Raw genomic sequence first — 21,153 nt, forward strand, 5'->3', positions numbered from 1 at the left:
GAGTTCCGAAGGTTGTACCGCATGACCGAATACCGTTCGTTCGTCGATGTGCTGCTCACCCGTGGTGAGACGTTGAACGCCGGGACCGCCTACCGATTCCTGCGCACCGGTGACGCGGACGGCGCCGTCGACGACATCACCTACGCCGCCGTGTCGGTCCGCGCGCGGGCGATCGCCGCCGCGTTGCAGGACGGCGGCGTGCGCCGGGCCCTGCTGCTCTATCCGTCCGGATTGGCTTTCATCGCAGGGTTTTTCGGCTGCCTGGCCGCCGACGTGGTGGCCGTGCCCGCACCGCTGCCGCAGCTGGATGCCCGGTCGCTGCGGCGGCTGCGGCACATGGTCACCGATGCGGGTGTCGACGCGGTACTCACCACCGCGCAGGTCCGCGCCGACGCGCGCGCGGCGATCGAGCAACTGCCGGAACTGGCCGCGCTGACCTGGCTGGCGACCGACGAGATCCCCGACGACGCGGCCGCGGCGTGGCGCCGGCCCGCCGTCGGCCCCGACTCGGTGGCCTTTCTGCAGTACACCTCGGGTTCGACCAGCGCGCCGCGCGGCGTCGTGGTGACGCATGCGAACCTGCTGCACAACGAGCGCGCCATCGCCTCGGCCCTGGGCCATACGCCGGATGTGGTGGACTCGCTCACCGACGCGCTGTTCGTCAGCTGGCTGCCGATGTACCACGACATGGGGCTCATCGCGCCCGTGTTGCAGACGATGTTCGTCGGCGCGAACGCGGTGCTGTTGTCCCCCCAGCATTTTCTGCAGCGCCCCGAGCGCTGGCCGCAGGCGGTGGCCGCGTTCGGCGCGCACACCAGCGGGGGGCCCAACTTCGGCTACGAGCTGTGCCTGCGCCGGATGTCGCCCGCGCAGATCGACCGGCTCGACCTGCGCGGCTGGAAAGTGGCCTTCAACGGCGCGGAGACGGTGCGCCCGGCCACGGTGCGCCGGTTCGCCGACACCTTCCGCAGCGCGGGTTTCCGGGCGGAGTCCTTCCAGCCGGTCTACGGCTTGGCCGAGGCGACGCTCATCGTCAGCGCCGCCGAAATCGGCGCGCAACCCACGGTGGTCCTGCCGCCCGGCCGGTCGGAGCTGGTCGGCGTGGGGCGCCCCGCCGAGGGATTGTCGATCGCCATCGTGGATCCGGAGCAACGCACGGAGTGCGCCGAAGGCGCCGAGGGCGAGATCTGGGTGTCCGGAACCAGTGTCGCCGCCGGATATTTCGGCAACGAGCAGGCCACCGCCGAGACCTTCCATGCCAGGCTCGGCGACGACGACCGCGCGTTCCTGCGCACCGGCGATCTGGGTTTCCTGTCCGGCGGTGAGCTGTTCGTCACCGGGCGGCGCAAGGACCTGCTGATCATCGACGGCAAGAACCATTACCCGCAGGATTTGGAGCTGACCGTCGAAACCGCGCACGACAGCGTCCGGCCCGGGTGCGTGGCGGCGTTCTCGGTGGACGAGGGCATCGACGGGGAACTGCCCGTCGTGGTCGCGGAGGTGCGCACCGAGAACCCCGCCGAGCTCGCCGACGCCGAAGACGCGATCCGCGCCGCGATCGGTGCCGAGCACGGGCTCACGCTGCGGTCGGTGGTCTTGATCCGTCCCGGTGAGCTGCTGAAGACCAGCAGCGGCAAGGTGCAGCGGCAGGCCTGCCGCGCGGCGTATCTCGACGACGAGTTCTCCCCCGTGCTGCCCGTGCGCGGCGAGTTCGAGGACGCGCCGACCGCCGACCCGTCGTCGGCGGCGATCACCGCCGACGAGATGCAGACCTGGCTGGTGGAGATCATCGCCCGGTTGGCGTACCTCGATCCCGCCCGGATCGACGTGCACCGCCCGCTGGTCGAATTCGGCCTCGGCTCCGCGGATCTCGTCGAACTCGTGGTGGAGCTGTCCGACCGCGTCGGGCATACGCTGGACACGAATCTGTTCTTCGAGCACCCCACCATCGCACAGGTGGTCGCGGCGCTGCACCGCACCGAAGCCGATGCCGCGCCGGTCCAGCACCAGGAACGCACCGGCGACGACGCCATCGCGATCATCTCGATGGCCTGTCGTTTCCCGGGCGGCGCCGACGACCCGGAATCGCTGTGGCGCCTGCTCGACGAGGGGCGCGACGGGCTGTCGGACGTGCCGCCGGGCCGCTGGAGCGTCGACGGGCTCTACGACCCGGACCCGGCCGCCGAGGGCAAGGCGTACACCTTCCGCGGCGGATACCTCGGCCAGGTGGACGAGTTCGACGCCGCGTTCTTCGGGATCGGGCCGCGTGAGGCGGCGGTGATGGACCCGCAGCAACGGCTCATGCTGGAACTGAGCTGGGAGGCGATCGAACGGTCCGGCCGCGACCCCAGGCAGTTGCAGGGCAGCATGACCGGTGTCTATTTCGGGGTGTACAGCACCGGCTATCTCGCCGATCCCGCTCCGCACCAGTTGAACGGACAGGTCGGCACCGGCCTTTCCCCCAGTGTGGCCTCCGGCCGGGTCGCGTACACGCTCGGCTTGCACGGACCCGCCGTCACTCTCGACACAGCGTGTTCGTCGGCGATCGTCGCGATGCACCTGGCCGCCCAGGCGCTGCGCGCGGGCGAGTGCGATCTCGCCCTGGCCGGCGGCGCGACACTGCTGATGGGCCCGACCGCGCACGTGGAGCTGTGCAAACTCGGTGTCCTGTCGCCGTCGGGACGCTGCGCGCCGTTCTCGGCGGGCGCGGACGGCACGGTATGGGCCGAAGGCGCCGGCTTGGTGCTGCTGAAGCGGCTCGACGACGCCCGGCGCGACGGCGACCGGGTGCTGGCGGTGGTCCGCGGCTCCGCGGTCAACCAGGATGGCCGCAGCCAAGGGATCAGCGCCCCCAGCGGATTCGCCCAGGAGCAGGTCCTGCGGGCGGCGTTGCGCGCCGCGGGCGTGGCGCCCGAGGACGTGGACTACGTGGAAGCCCACGGCACCGGCACCGCGCTCGGCGACCCCATCGAAGCACGCGCCCTGGCCCGCGTCTACGGTCCCGGCCGTACGCCGGATCGCCCGCTCGGGGTGGGCTCGCTGAAATCCAATCTGGGGCACACGCAAGCGGCGGCCGGAATCGGCGGCGTCATCAAGCTGGTGCTCGGTCTGCAGCACGAGCGGATACCGGGAATGGCCTACGACGGGCCGCCGACCCCGCAGCTGGACTGGGCCGGAAGCGGATTGGTCGTGCGCACCGATCCCGCGCCCTGGCCCCGCGCCGCCCGTCCGCGTCGCGCCGGAGTCAGCGCGTTCGGGCTCAGCGGCACCAACGCCCACCTGATCCTCGAGGAAGCTCCCGCACTCGACGACCCGTCCGACGACTTCGACGACGAGCCGGACTACAGACAACTGGCGCTGCTGCCGATCTCGGCCCGGAACCGGACTTCGCTGCGCGGTCAGGCGCGGCGTTTGCTCGAGCACGTCACCGGAGACGTCACGCCGCCGCCGGCCCTGGTGTCCCGCTCCCTCGCCATGCAACGTACCCCGTTCGAATGGCGGGCCGTCGTCGTGGCGGCCGACGATGCCGAGATGCGCTCGGCGCTGGACGATCTCGTCGGCGAACGGTCGGCGCCCGATGTCGTGGTCGCCGCCGACGCGGCGCTCACCGCGGGTAAGACGGCGTTCGTCTTCCCGGGGCAGGGCGTGCAGTGGGCCGGAATGGCGCGTGACATGCTGGCCCGCTCGGAGGTCTTCCGCGCCGAATTCGCCCGATGCGACGAAGCGTTCCGGCACCGCACCGGATGGTCGCTGGCGACCGCGCTGTTCGGGCTCACCGCGGCGCAACTCGGCGACTTCACCGTGGTGCAACCGCTGCTGTTCGCCACGATGGCGGCGCTCGCGGCGACCTGGCGGGACGCGGGTGTCACACCGGATGCCGTGATCGGGCACAGCCAAGGCGAGATCGCCGCGGCCTATGTCTCGGGTGCGTTGAGCCTCGACGCGGCCGCCCAGGTGGTCGTGGCCCGCAGCCGCCTCATGGCCGGCATCGCCGAGGAGGGCGCGATGGCGATGGTCGGCCTGCCCGCGCAGCGGCTCGAACAGCGCTTGGCGGCGCTGCAGCCGGCGGTGTCGATCGCGGCGATCAACATCCCTCGCTCGACGATCGTGGCGGGGACCCGCCATGCGGTCGAGACGCTGGTGCGTGAGCTGGAGGCCGAGCAGGTCGAGGTGCGGATACTGGCCGCGGGACCGGCGCTGGCCGGACATTCCGTTCTGCTGGAACCGATCCGGGAGCAACTGCTGGACGAGCTCGCCGGGGTGACCGCCGTCCCACCGGCCGTCGCGTGGTACTCGACCGTGCTGGGCGAACAGTTGGCCGACGCCTGCGCCGACGCCGCCTACTGGTATCGCAACGCACGCGAACCGGTCCGCTTCGCGAGCACCATCGAGCGCATGATCGGCGACGGGTTCCGTTATTTCGTGGAACTCGGGGTGCATCCGCTGCTCACCACGGCGGTGCGGACAGTCGCGGAGGAGTCCGGCCGGGAAATCGTCGCGGTCGGGTCGCTGGTGCGCGACGCCGACGGGCCGCGCAGCCTGGCCCGTGCGCAGGCCGCGCTGTGGGTGGCGGGCCGCGACCTCGACTGGTCGCGGCTGGTGCCCGCCCAGGGCAGCGTCGATCTGCCGACCTACGCCTTCGACCGGCGGCGGTTCTGGACCGAATCGGTGTCCGAGGACGCCTCCGCGCTGGGGTTGCAGGCCGCGGGCCATCCGTTCGTCGGCGCCGTCGTGCCGCAACCGGATTCCGGCGGCGTGACGCTGACCGGCCGCCTCTCGCTGCGGACCCATCCGTGGCTGGCCGAGCACGCCGCGCCCGCCGCGGTCGTCGTGCCCGGCACCGGGCTGGTCGAACTCGCCATCCGCGCCGGTGACGAGGTGGCCGCCGACGTCGTGCGGGAACTCGTGCTGCACGCTCCGCTGGTCGTCCCGCAGGACGCGGCGGTGCAGATCCAGGTGGTCGTGGGCGACGCCGACGCCACCGGCGGCAGGCCCGTCTCGATCCACTCCCGCTGGGAGCGAGATCTCGACACCTCGTGGACGCTGCACGCCCGCGGGGTGCTGGCGGCGACCGCCGGAACCGATGCGGGCGCCGTCGACACCACGCGGTGGCCTCCGGCGGACGCGGCGGCGGTCGACGTCGAGGACATGTACGCGCGGTTGTCCGAGCGCGGGCACCGGTACGGCCCGCTGTTCCGGTCGGTGCGGGCGGCGTGGCGGCGCGGCGCGGAGGTCTTCGCCGAGGTGGCGCTTCCGGAGCATGCCCACGGTGATGCCGCGCGGTTCGAGATCCATCCCGCCCTGTTCGACTCCGCACTGCACGCGGCGCTGCTGCTCGGCGCGGGCGAAAGCGGTTCGGCGCTGCTGCCTTTCGCCTGGACCGGCGTGACTCTGCATGCCTCCGGCGCGACGGCGTTGCGGGTGCGGATCACCCAGGCCGGCGACGGGGTACGTGTCCTGGCGAACGATCACACCGGACAGCCGGTCGTGTCGGTGGAATCACTGCTCCTGCGGCCCGCGCCCGCGGCACAGGTACTCGACGGGGCGCTGTCCGCCGCGCACCGCACCTTGTTCCGGCCGGAGTGGACACCAGTTCCCGCCCCTGCGATCGTCCGGCCGGTCGTCGCGGTGCCCTGGTCGCGGCTCGGACCGCACGACGCGGCGCCGGACGCGGTGGTCATCGAAGTCGCCGAGGGTGATTCGATCGACGCGGTGCACGCCGCGGCACGGCAGACCCTCGAGGCCTTGCAGGCCACACTCGACGACCCGCGACTGGGCGCGGCGACGATCGTGGTGCGCACCCGGCAGGCGATGGCGCTGCCCGGGGAGGACGTCCCGAACACCGCGGGAGCCGCGGTCTGGGGACTGGCTCGCACGGCGCAGTCGGAGAACCCGGACCGCGTCGTGGTGGTGGACAGCGCCGACGCCGAGGTCGACATCGCGGCGGTCCTCGCCTCCGGTGCGGCACAAGTCATGGTGCGTGGCGGTGCCCTGTTCGCACCGCGGCTCGTGCGGCCTGCCGCGGCCGGGCTCGCGCCGAGTGGACCCGATTTCGGGGACGGTTTCGTGCTCGTCACCGGAGCGCCGGGACGGCTCGGCTCGCTGCTGGCCGCGCATCTGGTGCGCGCCCACGGCGTCACCAAGCTCCTGCTGGCCAGCCGGCGAGGCTCCGACGGCCCCGGTGCGGACGCCTTGCGCGCCGAACTCACCGGTCTCGGCGCGCAGGTGGTCTTCGCCCGGTGCGACGTGGCCGATCGAGCCGCGCTGGCCGAGGTCCTGCGCGGACGCACGCTCAGCGGCGTCGTGCACGCGGCCATGGTCCTCGATGACGTCACACTGGGATCGCTGACTGCGCAACGGCTCCGAGCGGTCCTTCGACCGAAGGTCGACGCGGCGTATCACCTGCACGAGCTGACCTCGGACATGGACCTGGCGTGCTTCGTGCTGTTCTCCTCGGTCGCGGGCGTCCTGGGCAATCCCGGTCAGGCGAACTACGCGGCCGCCAACGCCTACCTCGATGCCCTCGCCACCCATCGGGCAGCGCAGGGGCGTACCGCGCAGTCGCTGGCCTGGGGTCCGTGGAGCCTCGATATGCACGAGGTGATGGCGGCGGCGGACATCCGTCGCATGGAACGCACCGGTGTGCGCCCGTTCGCCGCGCTCGACGGCTTGGCCGCGTTCGACGCGGCGCTGCGGCGGACCGAACCGGTGCTGGCGCCGATGCGGATCGACGCCGACGCGATGCGGCGCGCGCCGATCGTTGCGCCGATGCTGCGCGGACTGATCCGTCCGTCGACGCGCCGCACGGCCGTCCACCGCGCGGCCACCGACCCGTCGGCGCGGTCGCGGTTCGCCGAGCGGCTGCGCGGATTGCCGCCCGAAGCGGCGGCCGCGGTCGCGGTGGATGTGGTGGCGCGCTGGGCCGCCGACGTGCTCGGTCACGCGGGCGCGGACGCCGTCGCGCCGGACCGGTCGTTCCAGAGCCTGGGCATGGACTCGCTCATGGCGGTGGAACTGCGCAACCGGTTGCGCGACGACACCGGAATCCTGGTGCCGCTCGGCGAGATCTTCACCCACCAGAGTCCGGCCGCGCTGGCCACCTACCTCGTCGAACAGGCGGCACGCACGGACGGCGGCGTGCCCGCCGTGGCCGAGGGCGCGCAGAAGGTCCCCGATGTCGTCACTCTGCCCGTCACCCGGGACCTGATGCGGCTGCTGCGGACACAGCGGCAAGGCGTGCCGAGTGCCGCCCAGACCGGCGGACTGGCCATGCGGCTGCACACGGCGGTCGAACGCACCGAACTGGAAGCGATGCTGGCCCGCCTCGCCGGACGCCACGCGGCGCTGCGCACGGTGATCGTGCCGAGCGACGAGCACGGCACCCAGCTCCAGGTGCGGTCCGCGCCGGGCGGGCCGCTGCTGCGGTGGACGGTCGTCGAGCAGCTCGACCACGCCGTCGCGCGAGCACGGTTGCGCGAGCTGATGAGCGAGCCGTTCGACCTGGCGAAGGGACCGCTGTGGCGGTTCGAGCTGTTGGTGTCCGGTTCCGGCGAGCAGATGCTGATCTTCGGCGCACACCACGGCATGTGCGATGTCCAGTCGATGTTGCTGGTGGCCGGGGAGATCGACGCCGAGCTGTCCGGGACGCTCTTCCCGGATACCCTGTCCAACAAGGACATTCACGATCTGCTCGCGGCGCAGGCGCCGCAGGGCGAGCCCGACGCCGAGTGGCGAAGGGAGTTCGCCGGGTGCCGCCGCCTCGACCTCACCCTCGCCCGGCCCAGACCCGCGCAGCGCAGTCACAGCGCGGGAGAGGTGCTGCTGGCACTGCCCGCCGAGCTTCAGGACGGTGTGGCGCGGCGCGCTCGGGAGCTGGGCATCACGCCCGCGGCGTTGTTCCTCGGCACGCTGACCGTGCTGCTGGCCCGGCGGCAGGACAACGATCGTTTCGCGCTCGCCGTCCCGGTGGACACCCGCATCCACGCCGACGCCCCCACCGGCGTCGGCTACTTCGGCGTGCCGGTGCCCTATCCGGCGACCGTGGAGCCGGGCGAGTCGATCGATGACCTGCTGCGCCGTGCGGGAGACCGGCTGCGGCGCCTGCTCGTACCGGGAGCCGGCTTCTCCGACGCCCTCGGTGCGCTCGCCGCGGAAGGCCTGTACCGGGACAACGCGCCGCTGGTCGAGGTGTACTTCAACTATCTGCGGGCCAATTCCGCCGTGCACCGCGCGGAACTGGTCCCCGTGGGAACCGGGTACTCCGATCTCGATCTGATGGTGGCCGTGCTGGCCGACGCGGGCCAGGTCTGGTTCACCTACAACGCGGACATCATCGATGACGCGACCTGCACCCGCCTCGGCCACGACTACCTCACGCTGCTCGGCGAGGTGATCGAGCACCCCGGCCTGCCGGTGCGCCCGGGGTCGCGCGCGCCGAGCCCGGCCGTACCCGGCGGCGTCGCGTTCGCGGCCACGTTCGCGCTGGGCAAGCTGCCGGATCTGTATCACGCCGCGTCGGCGCCCGCCCACGGCGAGGACGGACCGACCGTGCTCGAGGCGCCCTATCACCACGTCCTGGCCGGATTGCGCGACCCGTCCGGCGTCTTCGCGCAGCCGTCCACCGCCCTGGGCATCGTCTTGCTGCGGGCGGCGGACCTAGAGCGATTCGGTGCGCTCACCGACGACGCGCTCGCCGAACTGACCGAGCAGTACCCCGCCGCCGTCCGGGAGGCGTCCGAGCGTGCCCGGGTGCCGATCATCGTCGGCTTCCTGCCCGCACCCGATCTGGACGAGCGCCTGCGCCACTGGGAGCACCGGACCGCGGGGCGGCTGCGGGAGATCCCCGGCGTCGCGGTGCTCACCGAGCCCGACTGGACACGGGACCATCAGGTAGCGCACCGTTTCGACGCGCAGACCGACGCGCTGGCCCATCTGCCGTTCACCGAGGAGTTCCAGGCCGCGGTGGCGCTGACGCTCGCGGCCGTCGCACGCGTCGCTCTGCTGCCCGCGCCGAAGGTCATCGCCGTGGACGGTGACGACACCCTGTGGAGCGGCGTCGTGGACGAGGTCGGCCCCACGGCGGTCACCTTCGACGCACCACGGCTCGCGCTGGCGCGGCGGTTGCGGCAATGGCGCGCCGCGGGCACCCTGCTGGTGCTGATCAGCAACAACGACGAGGAATCCGTCCGAGCCGTGCTCGACCGCCCGGACAGCCCGCTGCGCGCCACCGACTTCACCGTCGTGTCCACCGGATGGGACAGCAAGCCCGAGCGGCTGGAAAAGGCCGCGCGGACAGTGGGATTCGCCCTCGACGGCGTGGTCTGTCTCGACGACAACCCGGTCGAGATCGCGAAAATACGAGCGCGTGCACCGGAAGTGCTCGCGGTGACCTGTCCGCCGGCCCGGGAACTGGAGGCGTTCCTCACCCGGTTGTGGCCGGTGACCCCGGTGGCCGTGACCGCGGAGGACTCCGAGCGCGCGGAGTTCTACCGGCGCGAACGCGAACGCGACCTGGCCCGGGAGCAACTGGACTTCGCGCAGTTCCTCGACGGCCTGCAGCTGGCGGTGACCGTCGAGCCGCTGTCCGAGCAGAGCATGCCCCGCGCGGTCCAGCTCGTCCGGCGGACCAGCCAATTCGTGCTGGGTGCCGGCACCGAGGAGGATGTCGAGCGGTGGCGGGAGGACGGCGAGGTGTGGACCGCATCGGCGCGCGATCGGTTCGGCGACTACGGCACCGTCGCGCTGCTCGCGCTGCGCACCGACGGCGCCGCGTTGCGGTTGCGCGGATGGCATCTCAGCTGCCGCGCCCTCGGCCGAGGGGTCGAGGAACGCCTGCTCGGCTGGCTGGCCGAGCGCGCGGCGGCGCTGGGCTGCGCGACGGTGCGGATGACCGTGCACCGCACCGCGCGCAACGTGCCCGCCCGCCGCTTGGCCGCCGCGCTCGGCGGCGGCGCCATCGATGCCGAGCGACTCGAGGTCGAAGTACCGCTGGACCGCCTGCGGACGTTCCGATCCTGGGCGCAATGACCGTGGCCGACAAGGAGTTTTCCGTGCGCAGTCCGAACGGCGAGCACCCACCGCATGCCGAGCGAGCCGATCGGCGCGCGCTCGCCGAGGCCATCGAAAGCGGTGGCGGTCTCGACGTGTCCGCGTTGCTGGCGCGCGCGGGTGGGCCGGTGACCACGCGGACGGCGATGGAGAGTCCCGGCCGGTGGAGCCCCGAGTCGCTCACGGCGGCGGTGACCGGGGTGGCGAACCGATTCACCGCCGAGACGATCGGGCCGGAGACGGATTTATTCGACGGCGGCGGCACGTCCGTCGCCGCGGTCGAGTTCGTCGCGGCGCTGGCCACCGAACTCGACGTGCATCTCGACCTGGACGACGTCTTCGCCGACGCGCGCCCGCGCAGGCTGGCGCAACGCTGGTTGAGCGCTCACCCCCCATCCACCGAACGCGATCTGCCCGTGGCGGAGACAGTTGCGGTGGACGAAGAGTTCGCGCAGCTCATGTCCGATGTCGCCGGAGCCGACCGGCTCCCTCTGGTCGACCCGCCGGACCGGGTCGTCCCGCGGTGCATCCTGCTCACCGGCGCCACCGGTTTCCTGGGCAGCCATCTGCTGCTGGACCTGTTGCGCAGCAGCGACGCGCAGGTGGTCTGCCTGGTCCGCGCGCAGGACGACGCGGACGCCCTCGACCGGCTGGCCGCCGCGCTGACGCGGTTCCTGCTGCCGTGGTCCCCGGAGGTGCGCAGGCGGGTGACGGTGCTGCCCGGTGACCTGCGTGAGCCGAACCTCGGCCTGTCCGAACAACGCTGGGCGGCGCTGGCGGACGAGGTCGACGCCATCGTCAATGTCGGCGCCGCGGTGGACTTCCTGCGTGGCTACCGGTCACTGCGCCGCGCGAACGTCCTCGGTCCGCTCACCCTGGCCCGGCTGGCGGCGACCGGGAGACCCAAACCACTGCATCACGTCTCCTCGATCGCGGTGTTCAACGAGCTCGGCATCGCCGCCATGGGTGAGGACGATCCGGTGGCGAATATCGGCAAGCTGGTGATCGGCTACGACCGGACGAAATGGGCGGCCGAGGCGGTCATGCGGCGGGCGCGCGAACACGGACTGGTCGTGACGGTGCTGCGGCCCGGCGGCATCGGCGGCCACCGCGAGACCGGCGCACACAATCCGCGCGACCTCAACAGCGGCATCATCGCGGCGCTGTCGCGGTTCGGCACTGTCCCCGCACTACACAATCTCCATGTCGCGCCGGTGGATTGGGTGAGCAAGGTCGCGGCGGCGATCGTGTGCGCGCCGACGGCGTGGGGCCACAACTACCACCTCACCGGCACACCCACCACCCTCGAGCAGATGCTCGGCGAATCCGCCGCGATCGGCATGGACATGCGGGTACAGCACTGGGCCGCGTGGTGCGACGAGGTGGTGGAACGGATCCGCACCGAGCCGGTGCCGGAACTGGAATCGCTGGCACAGGTATTGCGCAGCCCCATCGCGCGCCATCCGCTGGAGACGATGGCATCGGTGCCCGCCGCCACCGACGAGCGCACCCGCGCTTTCCTGCGCGCGCACCATCTGCCCGCGCCCATCCGCTACGGCGCGCAGTCGCAACGCAAGACGCTGGAAATGCTCGCCGGCACCGGAGCGGCGCGGCTACCGCAACCGGAAGACGCACCCTATCTGTGGTTCTCGGAGACATTGGCGGGGACGCTCGGGCCCGCAGGCGCACCGGCCGGCACGTCCTGCACCCTGAATCTGCGGCTGTCCATCGCGAGCACCCACCAGCTGGTGGCCGGGCGCACCGTCGACGTCAGCGGCGAACTGCGGTGCACGCTGCTGCACGACGCGCCGCTCACCGTGACCGGTGCGCTGTCGGTCCGCCCGCACGACGGCATCCCGATACGGCACGGGCTGAAGCACCCGCTCATGCACTACCGGCTGTCGCTGCGCGACGCCGACGGCGGCACGTGGTGGTTGTCCGGCTACAAATACGCCGAGGCGCGGCGCACCCTGATCCGGCAGGCGCGCACGCTCACCGTCGAACTCGGCCGCGACGGCGAACCGGCGGGCTTCGCGGGCGAGGTCGCCGTCCCGCTGGACACCTACCTGCGCGATCAGATCGACGGCATCCACGTGGATCCGCGGTTGTCCGAGCGTCAGCGACGGACCGCGAAACTGTTGTGGCTGAGCTGGTTCGGGTCCCAGCTCGGCAAGGGCCTGCTGGAACCGGCGCTGCGCTTGGGCACCGAACTGCTGGATCTGCGCCGAAACGCGAAGGAGTTCCGCTGATGCTCACCCCGATCCGGCCGGGCGCCGGGCTGACGGTGCAGGAGATCCCGTTCCGGACCACCGACGGCACCCGGTTGGGCCTGCGCCGCGTCGTCGTCGATGATCCCGACCGGCCCGCGGTGCTGCTGGTGCACGGCCACGGCGTGTCCTCGGAGATGTTCCTGCTCCCCGAAACCCGCACGATCGTCGACGCGCTGGTCGACGCCGGATACCAGCCGTGGCTGCTGGACTGGCGCGGCAGCAGCCGCCTGCCGTACAACGCCTCCGGGCCGCGCTTCAGCTTCGACGACGTGGCGCTCTACGACCTGCCCGAGGCCGTCGGGGAGATCCGGCAGCGCATCGGCGACCAGCCGTTGTTCGTGGTCGCGCACTGTGTCGGGGCCTTGGCGCTGTCGATGAGCATGACCGCGGGACTGGTACCGGGTTTGGCCGGAGTCGTCGCCCAGGGCGTCTTCCTCACGCCGAAGGTGAGCAACGCGGTGCGGATGCGGGTACTGGTGGGCGGCGAACTACTCGGCTCCCGGCTGCACCACCTCGAATCCGACTTCCGCAAAGTCGGGCTGTGGTCGCGGAAAACGCTGCTGTACGCGCTGCTCACGCGGAAAGGGGAATGCACCGACCCCACCTGCCGGATGGTCCACGGCAGCTGGGGCATGGGCGCCGAACTGTTCGTGCACGACCACCTCGACCCGCGCACCCACGACCGCCTGGCGGAGCTGTTCGGCCCGATCCCGGTGCACGTGCTGCCCCAGCTGCGGCGGATGGAGCTGGCGCACGCCGTCCAACGATGGAACGACAACGACGACCGCTACCGCGTGCTGCCGGAGAACGCCCTGGACCACGCCGACCGGATCGACTGCCCGGTACTGCTGCTGTCGGGCAGCCGCAACGAGGTCTGGCTCGATTCGAACAAGCTGTGCCACGACGTGCTCACCACCCGCAACCCCCAGCTGGACATCCGCTACGCCGAAATCCCCTCCTACGGTCACCTCGACACCTTCCTCGGTCGCGGCGCGGCCCTGGACGTGTACGGGCACATCCTGGAATTCCTCGACGACTGCGGGCGTCCCGCGTCCCGATCGGTCGGCACGGCGTGAGCAGACACACCCGCGACAGCCGTTCGCTGCGCATCGCGATGTTCGCGGATTTCCACCCGGCCACCCTCGGTGGGATCCAGACATCGATGCGCGCGCAACGCACGGCGTTGGAGCGGCTCGGCCATCGCGTCACCGTATTCACCATCCCGCCACCGGAACTCACACCGCCGGACCCGGGAATCGTCGTTCTCGCGACCACGGGTGGATTGGCCGTGAACGGCTACCCCGTGGCCCTGCCGACCCGCAGGAACGCACGCCTCATCGATGCGGCGTTCGCCGAACGCGGCTTCGACCTCGTGCACGCGCAGACCACCTACGGCGCGGGCGTGGCCGGATTGCGCGCCGCGCGCCGCCACGGCCTGCCCCTCGTCCAGTCGATGCACAGCCGCGACGACTCCTTCATCGAACGCAATTCCCCGTTCCCCTACCTCGCCGCGCTCACGATGCGCGTCCTGCACGGCGGGTTCGTCGGCCTGCGCACCGCGATGCCGCGCCTGCCCGAAAGCCGGACGGCGCGCCATGCTTGGCGGCCGCTGGTCGCCCAAGCACAGGCCGCCGACCACGTTGTCGTGCCGACCCGGCATTTCGCTCAGCGGTTGGCAGCGCACGGCGTGGACCGTCCGATGCACGTGGTGTCCAACGGAGTCGACGACGATCTGGTGCGCGCCCTGCCGCAGCGCTCCAGCGACCGGGGTCGGCTGCTGCGCGTTCTGTGGTGCGGTCGTTTCTCCGCCGAGAAGCGGCCGCTGGAGGCCATCGAAGCGGTGCATCGGGCCGAGGGCTGCCTCCTCGACGTCTACGGCGCGGGCGCGCTGGAGCCTCGCCTGCGCTCGGCCGTCGACCGCCTCGGGCTGCGCGAGCGGGTTCGGCTGCACGGTGAGGTGAGCCAGGCGGAGTGCCTGGCGGCCATGCGCACCCACGACGTGCTGCTTTTCCCGTCCGCCGGGTGCGACACGCAGGGCATGGTGCTGCTCGAGGCCGTCGCGGCGGGCCTGCCGGTGCTGCACTGCGACCCGGACGTCACCGAAACCGTCCCCGCGGGCGGGGAATACCGCGCCCGCGATGCCTCGACGGACGCGCTCGCCGAAGCGCTGCGCGAACTGGCGGATCATCCGGACCGGCTCGACGCCATGCGCGAGGTGCTGGCACGCCACGCCGACCGGACCCTGCAGTCGCGGTTCACCGCGCGACTGGTGTCGGTCTACACCGAGGCGATCGCCGCCGCCGCGTCAGCTCGGTTGGCGTAGCGGCAGGCCCGCGGCCGTGTAGATCGCATCGATGACGCTCATCGTCGCCACGGCGTCCTCCGGCGAAGTGAGCACCGGCTCACCGTGGCGCACCGCCGCGACGAAGGCCTCGAGCTGATAGGCGTACGTCGTGCGGCGCGAGGTCTTCTCGGTGCGGCTGCCGCGCTCCGAACGCACCGACAGCCTGCGCGGCAGCTGCGGCGCCACGGGGTTGACCACCCGCATTTCGCCACGTTCGCCCACCACGCGCGCGCCGATGCGCAGCACATCCGACGACCACATCGAGCAGCGGATCCGCCCGGTGTGACCGGAAGGGAAACGCAACTGGGCGCTCATCGCGCGGTCGATGTGCGGGCCGCGCAACTTCGCGGTCGCCGCGACGACTTCCGGGTCCTCGCCGCCGAACACCCTGGCCATGTGGACCGCGTAGCAGCCCGCGTCCATCAACGCCCCGCCGGCGAGCGTGTAGTCGTAGCGGATATCGGAGAATCGCGGCAGCGGAAAGCACATGGCGGTGTCCACGCGCACCAGCTTGCCGAGTTCGCCGGAGGCGATGATCTGCTCCGCCCGCCGGGTCATCGGGTGGTAGCGGTAGTGGAACGCCTCCATCACCACCCGGTCCGACGTCGCGGCCAGCGCGGCGATCTGCCTGGCCTCGGCGGCGTTGGCGGTGAACGGCTTTTCGCACAGCACGTGTTTTCCCGCGGCGAGTGCCTCTTTCGTCCACCGGCCGTGCAGACCGTTCGGCAGCGGGTTGTAGACGGCGTCGATGTCGGGCGCGGCCACCAGGGCCGCGTAGCTGTCGAAGACCTGCGCGATGCCGTGCTTGCGCGCGAACGCACTCCCACGTTCCTGATCGCGAGCCGCCACAGCCGCCACCAGCACGTCCGGGTTCTGCCCGGCGGGACGCACCAGTGCGGCCGGTGCGATGCGGGCGGCGCCCAAGATGCCGATCCGCAGGGGCGGCCCGGAGTGTGTCATGCGCGCGACTGTAGCAATGGATCCGATTGCGCCGCCGGGCGATCCGTCAGGCAGACGGCGCATCACCGTACACGGTGAGCCAGATCGCCCGGCCCAGCGCCTCGGCCAGCGCGTCGTCGGTGACCCCGGAACCGGAGGAGAAGCCGACGGCGATCGCGCGTTCGACCATCGAGGTCAGCACCACAGCGGTGGCCTGCGGATCGATCGCCGGGCTGATCCGGCCCGCGGCGCGGTCGTTCTCCAGCCGGGACCGCACCACCTCCACGAACGACGCGACCCGGCCACGCCAGTAGGCGCCGACGTCACGGTCGTAGGCCGCCACCTCGCTCAGCGCCAGCAGCAGCGACCGGTGTTCCCGGAACCCGGCGATCATGGTGCGCACCGCCGTCACGACTCCGGCCTGGCGATCGGTGTGCTCGGCGATCCACCATCGTTCGGCGGCCTCGAACAGATCCGCCGTGGCCAGTTCGGCCATGCGGATCAGCAGCTGACTCTTGTCCGGGAAATACCGGTAGAACGTCGACCTGGCCGATTGGGATGCGGCGGCGATCCGGTGGACGGCGATCTCGGTGTAGGGCGTGCCGTCGGCGAGCAGCTCCTCCACCGCGGCGAGGACTCGTCGCTCGAACTCCGCACGCCGGTCGTCGACGGGTTTGCGCGCGTTCCTGGGGATCCGGGTCAGCGAGGGCATCCGGCTCCTCTCTGCGGCGAAACGGCCGCGTCGTTCGGCTGTGCCGGTCGGGTGCGTGGCACCACGGCCTCCATTCTGCCGACACGGCACCGATATTGACATTCGGACAGGCACCGTCCACCATCGATCGGACACAGTGTCCGAGACTATATGACCGAGGTGTTCGGGCATGCACGGATCCGCCGCCCCGGCAATCGAGCACACCGACGTGGTCGTGGTCGGCGCGCGATGCGCGGGCTCGGCGGCCGCGATCGCGTTCGTGCGCGCCGGCCGTGACGTCGTCGCACTGGACGCGGCGCGCTTTCCCTCCGACACCCTCTCCACGCACCTGCTGTGGCCCGGCGGCCTGGCCGAGCTGGGCCGCGCGGGCGCCCTGAAGCGTGTCCGGCAGCTCGGGGCGCCCGCGCTGACCACAGCCTTGGCCGACGGCGGCGGCTATCAGGTCCGGTCGTCCTTCACGCCGGTGGACGGCATCGACTACGCGATGTGTATCCGGCGAACCGGCTTGGACGCCGCGCTCGTGGCGACCGCCGTCGACGCCGGGGCCCGGGTCCGCGAGGGCGTGCGGGTCACCGATCTGCTCTGGTCCGGCGATCGCTGTGCCGGCGTCCGCTATACCGACCGCGGCGGCGTGCACGAGGTGCGCGCCCGCCTGGTAGTCGGGGCGGACGGCCGCCGCAGCACGGTGGCCCGGCTGGCCGGCGCCGAGCGGCCCCGGCTGACCGCACCGAGTGGACGGGACTGCTACTTCGCGTACTGGCAGGACGGATCGGCCGACCAGCGGCACGTCGCGGCGCAGTGGCGGCGCGGCCCCGACCTCGGCACCGCGTTTCCCTGCGACGACGGGTTGCTGCTGAGCCTCGTGCAGCCGCCCGCGCGGCCCGGCACACCGGGCGCCGGACGCGCCGAGCGCCGGTATCAGGAGGCTGTGGAGCGGTTGCCGGGACTGCAACTGCGGCTGCGCGACTGCCGCCGGGTGGGGCGGGTGCGTTCGGCCACCGGCCTGGCGTCCTACTTCCGGCGCTCGACCGGACCGGGCTGGGCGCTGCCCGGTGACGCCGGGCATTTCAAGGACCCGGTGACCGCGCAGGGCATCCGAGACGCGCTGCGCTACGGGCGATTGCTCGGCGAACTCGCCGCTCCGGCGCTCGACGACATCGAGCACCTCGACACCGCCCTCGCCGCGTGGGAACGGCTGCGCGACAGCGAATGTCTGGGCGTCTACCAGTGGACCAACCGGCTGGCCCGGGGCACCGCGATGCGCCCGCTGGAGATCGAACTCTATCGGCAGGCCGCCGCCGACCCGGCGCTGGCCGACGCGGTCACCGCCATCTTCTCTCGCACGGTACATCCCGAGGACGTCTTCACTCCCGCCCGCGGCGCGGCATTGGCGGCGGGTGCGCTGCGCGATTCGTGGCACACCCCGTGGCCCGTGCTCGCGGATCTCGTGGGCGAATGCCGCGACACGATCTCCGAACGACGGGAGGCCCGCGCCTTCGCGCGCACCGATCCCGCCACCGTCATCCCGTCCCGGCCGCCGCGGGGCTTCCTCGCGGCATCTTCAGGAGATCGACATGCATGACCCGCGCCTTCGGCCGACCATCGACCTCACCCGCCGCGACCTGTTGCGCGGCGCGCTCGCGGCCGGAGCTGCCGTCGCCGCCGCCCCCGCGCACGCCGCAGCACCCGAAGCGCGCCGAACGCCCGGGCTGCGCACCGGGGGAAAGTCGGTCGCGGTGCTCGGCGGCGGGGTAGCCGGGCTGTCGGCGGCCCACGAACTGATCGAGCGCGGATACCAGGTCACCGTCTACGAACCGGCCTTCCTCGGCGGCAAGGCACGCAGTATGGGCGTGCCGGGCACCGGCACCGACGGCCGCATGGATCTGCCCGGCGAGCACGGCTTCCGGTTCTTTCCCGGCTGCTATCAGAACCTCCCGGACACCATGCGCCGAATTCCCTTCCCCGGCAATCCCGATGGCGTCGCGGGCAATCTCGTCCGGGTCGAGGGCACCGTGGCGGGCTTCCGCGGCAGGCCGCCGATCTTCGCGCCGGTCGAGCTCGCGGGCATCGATCAGCTCACTCCGCACCGGTTGCAGAACACCCTCATCGGCGCCTTCGGCTTCATTCCGGAACTGCCACCGGCCGAGCTCGCGTTCTTCGCCAAACAGATGGCCGTCTGGTTCACTTCGTGTACCGAACGGCGTTTCGGGCAGTGGGAATACGTGACGTGGGAGCGGATCCTGCGCGCCGAGGGCAAGTCGGCGGCATACCGCGAATATTTGGTCAGCGCCCTCACCCGGATCACCGTGGCGGCCAAGCCCCAGGTGAGTTCGGCCCGCACGATCGGCACCATCGGTGAGGCGCTGGTGCTGGCGGGGACCGGGGCGATCCCGCAGTACTCCGCCGGGATCGATCGGATTCTCAACCGCCCCACCAACGAAGCGTGGATCGATCCCTGGGTGAGGTATCTGCGGTCCCGGGGCGTGCGATTCGTTCCCGGGCAGCGGGCGGCGGGGCTGGAGTTGCGCGCCGGCCGCATCGCTTCGGCGACGGTGACCGATGCCGACGGCCGGTCGACCCCGGTGACCGCGGACTGGTACCTGTGCGCCATGCCGGTGGAGAAGGCGGTCACGCTGCTCAGCGACGAAATCCTCGACGCCGACCCGCATCTGGCGGGCATGCGGCAGCTGCGGACCGACTGGATGGTCGGCATCCAGTACTACCTCACCCGATCCACCGACCTGCCGGAAGGCCACATCGCCGCGCTCGGGTCACCGTGGGCGCTCACGGCCTTGCGCCAAGCCCCGATGTGGGTGGGTGACTTCGCTGCCCGGTACGGCGACGGAACGGTGCGCGAATGCCTGTCGGTGGACATCTCCGACTGGGACTCCCCCGGCATCCGCTTCCGCCGACCCGCCAAGCAGTGCACCGCCGCCGAGATCGCCGAAGAGGTGTGGGCTCAGCTCACCGAATGGCTCAACACCGCGACGGGGTGGCTGCGCCCCGAGGACATCCGCTCCTGGCATCTCGATCCCGGGGTCACCTGGACCGCGAACGGAGTCCACAACGAAACCCCGCTGCTGGTCAACACCGTCGGTTCCTACGACCACCGGCCGGAGGCCCGCTGCGCTGTGCCGAACCTGTTCTTCGGCGGCGACCACGTGCGCAACAATATCGATCTCGCCACAATGGAGGGCGCCAACGAATCCGGGCGCGCGGCGGCCAACGCGATCTTGGACGCCGCAGACGACCCCGCACCCCGGGTTCCGGTCTACCCGCTGGTGTCGCTGCCGATCTTCGAGCCGTGGAAACGCATCGACGCCGACCGGTACCGTGCCGGTTTGCCGCACCTGCTCGACATATGACCGGCCGGAACACGCCGCGGCGCGATGTTCCGGCGCCGCGGCGCCGGAACGCGCCCGAGCATGCCTAGGACGCCTCGGCGGCAGTGATGCTCGTGGTTGCCAGGATCGTCCGCGCGACCAGCCGCGGGTCATCGATCATCGGCACGTGACCGGTGCCCGGCAGCACGGAGAACACGGCTTCGGGCAGCCGTGCCCGGGCGATCGCCGCGTGGATCTCCTCGGGAAGAACACGATCGTGCTGCGCCCACGCCACCGTGATCGGGCACGGCAACGGATCGAGCCGGGCCACTTGCTCGTCGGTGCCGAGCAGATCGGCGGTGACGGTGCAGCCCAGCAGGTCGCGTAAGAAGGTCATGGCTTGCGCCGCGCTGGCGCGATCGCCGTGCACGGCGATGTTGCGTAACGCCACTCGCCGGGCCACCGCACTGCGCAGTGCGAGCGGGGCGAACAGGCCCAGCAGCCGCCCGGTGATCGCCTCGCGGGCGATGCGGCGCGTGGCGGCCTTCTGGCTTCTCGCGCCGGATTCCCAGAAGCCCGCGGGCGAGAGGGCGCAGACGGTCTCGGCACGCCCGCGGCGGGCCAATTCGATCGCCATCCATCCCCCCAGCGAATTGCCCGCGATGTGCACCCGGCGCAGCCCCAGCGCGTCCAGCCGCCGCTCGATGTCGTCCACCAGATGCTCGACCCGCGCCGGCCGCCGCAGGGCGGGCGGGCCGCCCCGATGCCCGACGGCGGTCGGCGTGATCACCTCGTGCCGCGCGGCGAGCAAGGGCGTGACGTCGTCCCACACCCGTTCGGACATGGTGACACCGTGCAGAAGAACGAGCGGGGGCTTGCTTGGCATTGGCGTCCCTTCGAGTTCGTAGTGCGATCTCGAAGGTGGATACCACAACGGCACCTACGGTGCCAGCGGAAACCCCACTTCACCGGTCGATCGCGGCGACCGTCGCCGGCGTTTGCCCGGCGCAATGCTGACCGGCTGGAGCGGTATCGCCACACTGCTCGACACCGCGACCGCATCGAGCCGATCAGCCCGCACCGACTCGCCCGGTCAGACCGCCTCCGGACGCCAGGTCGCCACCGCCCAGATCACGACGACGTTCAGCGCGATCACCAGGATGGACCATGCCGGGTAGTACGGCAGCCACATGAAGTTCGCGATGATCGATAGGGCCGCCAAGCCGATCGCCACCACCCGCGCCCACGTGGCGCCGGTCATCAAGCCCAGCGCGGCGATGACCAGGAGGATGCCGAGCACGATGTGGATCCAACCCCACGAGGTGGTGTCGAACTTGTAGACGTATTCGGTGCCGACAACATACAGATCGTCCTCGGCGACGGCGGAAATGCCCTCGAAGATCGATAGCACACCGACGGTCAGCAGCAGGATCGCTGCCGCTATGGACGTGCCCGCCGCGATGCCACGGCGGACGGGGTGTGCCTCCGGTTCGCTCATGTGCGTCATCGGTCGCCCCC

The 21,153-nt window shown here is 71.5% G+C and carries 10 protein-coding genes; 6 read left to right on the forward strand and 4 right to left on the reverse strand.

What is annotated here, in order from left to right:
• Positions 1 to 21 precede the first annotated feature (21 nt).
• From LTT66_RS33780 to LTT66_RS33795, 4 genes are read left to right on the forward strand one after another with little or no spacing between them, the layout of a single operon-like run.
• A complete protein-coding gene (locus LTT66_RS33780) occupies positions 22 to 10,026 on the forward strand; it encodes a hybrid fatty acyl-AMP ligase/type I polyketide synthase (RefSeq protein WP_233062547.1) in 10,005 nt (3,334 codons plus the stop codon).
• Positions 10,027 to 10,049: 23 nt separating this feature from the next.
• Complete coding sequence (locus LTT66_RS33785; protein ID WP_233062548.1) at positions 10,050 to 12,296, forward strand: thioester reductase domain-containing protein; 2,247 nt, start codon at positions 10,050 to 10,052, stop codon at positions 12,294 to 12,296.
• Positions 12,296 to 13,393, forward strand: a complete 1,098-nt coding sequence (locus LTT66_RS33790; RefSeq protein WP_233062549.1) for an alpha/beta hydrolase — start codon at positions 12,296 to 12,298, stop codon at positions 13,391 to 13,393. Before LTT66_RS33785 ends, LTT66_RS33790 begins: the two co-directional genes overlap by 1 nt.
• Complete coding sequence (locus LTT66_RS33795) at positions 13,390 to 14,640, forward strand: glycosyltransferase (RefSeq protein ID WP_233062550.1); 1,251 nt, start codon at positions 13,390 to 13,392, stop codon at positions 14,638 to 14,640. The genes LTT66_RS33790 and LTT66_RS33795 overlap by 4 nt, the downstream gene beginning before the upstream one ends.
• Here LTT66_RS33795 and LTT66_RS33800 read toward each other — a convergent pair.
• Together LTT66_RS33800 and LTT66_RS33805 are read right to left on the reverse strand one after the other, a co-directional pair.
• Entirely contained in the window at positions 14,623 to 15,621 is a 999-nt protein-coding gene (locus tag LTT66_RS33800; RefSeq protein ID WP_233062551.1) for a Gfo/Idh/MocA family protein, read from the reverse strand. The genes LTT66_RS33795 and LTT66_RS33800 overlap by 18 nt on opposite strands.
• A gap of 46 nt (positions 15,622 to 15,667) precedes the next feature.
• On the reverse strand, positions 15,668 to 16,312 hold the full coding sequence (locus tag LTT66_RS33805) for a TetR/AcrR family transcriptional regulator (protein WP_233062552.1): 645 nt from the start codon (positions 16,310 to 16,312) through the stop codon (positions 15,668 to 15,670).
• A gap of 169 nt (positions 16,313 to 16,481) precedes the next feature.
• Between LTT66_RS33805 and LTT66_RS33810 the strand changes: the two genes are divergently transcribed.
• Positions 16,482 to 17,894, forward strand: a complete 1,413-nt coding sequence (locus LTT66_RS33810) for an NAD(P)/FAD-dependent oxidoreductase (RefSeq protein WP_233062553.1) — start codon at positions 16,482 to 16,484, stop codon at positions 17,892 to 17,894.
• A complete protein-coding gene (locus LTT66_RS33815; protein ID WP_233062554.1) occupies positions 17,887 to 19,677 on the forward strand; it encodes a hydroxysqualene dehydroxylase in 1,791 nt (596 codons plus the stop codon). Before LTT66_RS33810 ends, LTT66_RS33815 begins: the two co-directional genes overlap by 8 nt.
• A 64-nt stretch (positions 19,678 to 19,741) precedes the next feature.
• Here the strand turns inward: LTT66_RS33815 and LTT66_RS33820 are convergent, their stop codons facing one another.
• Both LTT66_RS33820 and LTT66_RS33825 read right to left on the reverse strand, forming a co-directional pair.
• On the reverse strand, positions 19,742 to 20,479 hold the full coding sequence (locus LTT66_RS33820; protein WP_233062555.1) for an alpha/beta fold hydrolase: 738 nt from the start codon (positions 20,477 to 20,479) through the stop codon (positions 19,742 to 19,744).
• Between the two features lie 249 nt (positions 20,480 to 20,728).
• The gene (locus tag LTT66_RS33825; RefSeq protein ID WP_408638705.1) at positions 20,729 to 21,142 is read right to left on the reverse strand and encodes a DUF7144 family membrane protein; all 414 of its coding nucleotides are present in this window, start codon (positions 21,140 to 21,142) and stop codon (positions 20,729 to 20,731) included.
• Between the last annotated feature and the right edge of the window lie 11 nt (positions 21,143 to 21,153).

Origin of the sequence: Nocardia gipuzkoensis, assembly GCF_021183645.1 — a bacterium.
In the GTDB taxonomy this organism is placed as follows: Bacteria; Actinomycetota; Actinomycetes; order Mycobacteriales; family Mycobacteriaceae; genus Nocardia; species Nocardia abscessus.

Excerpts from the sequence above, each read along its gene's own strand:
- LTT66_RS33780 (WP_233062547.1), top strand. The coding sequence starts at position 22 with ATGACCGAATACCGTTCGTTCGTCGATGTGCTGCTCACCCGTGGTGAG.
- LTT66_RS33790 (WP_233062549.1), top strand. The coding sequence starts at position 12,296 with ATGCTCACCCCGATCCGGCCGGGCGCCGGGCTGACGGTGCAGGAGATC.
- LTT66_RS33800 (WP_233062551.1), bottom strand. The coding sequence starts at position 15,621 with ATGACACACTCCGGGCCGCCCCTGCGGATCGGCATCTTGGGCGCCGCC.
- LTT66_RS33805 (WP_233062552.1), bottom strand. The coding sequence starts at position 16,312 with ATGCCCTCGCTGACCCGGATCCCCAGGAACGCGCGCAAACCCGTCGAC.
- LTT66_RS33810 (WP_233062553.1), top strand. The coding sequence starts at position 16,482 with ATGCACGGATCCGCCGCCCCGGCAATCGAGCACACCGACGTGGTCGTG.
- LTT66_RS33815 (WP_233062554.1), top strand. The coding sequence starts at position 17,887 with ATGCATGACCCGCGCCTTCGGCCGACCATCGACCTCACCCGCCGCGAC.
- LTT66_RS33820 (WP_233062555.1), bottom strand. The coding sequence starts at position 20,479 with ATGTCCGAACGGGTGTGGGACGACGTCACGCCCTTGCTCGCCGCGCGG.
- LTT66_RS33825 (WP_408638705.1), bottom strand. The coding sequence starts at position 21,142 with ATGACGCACATGAGCGAACCGGAGGCACACCCCGTCCGCCGTGGCATC.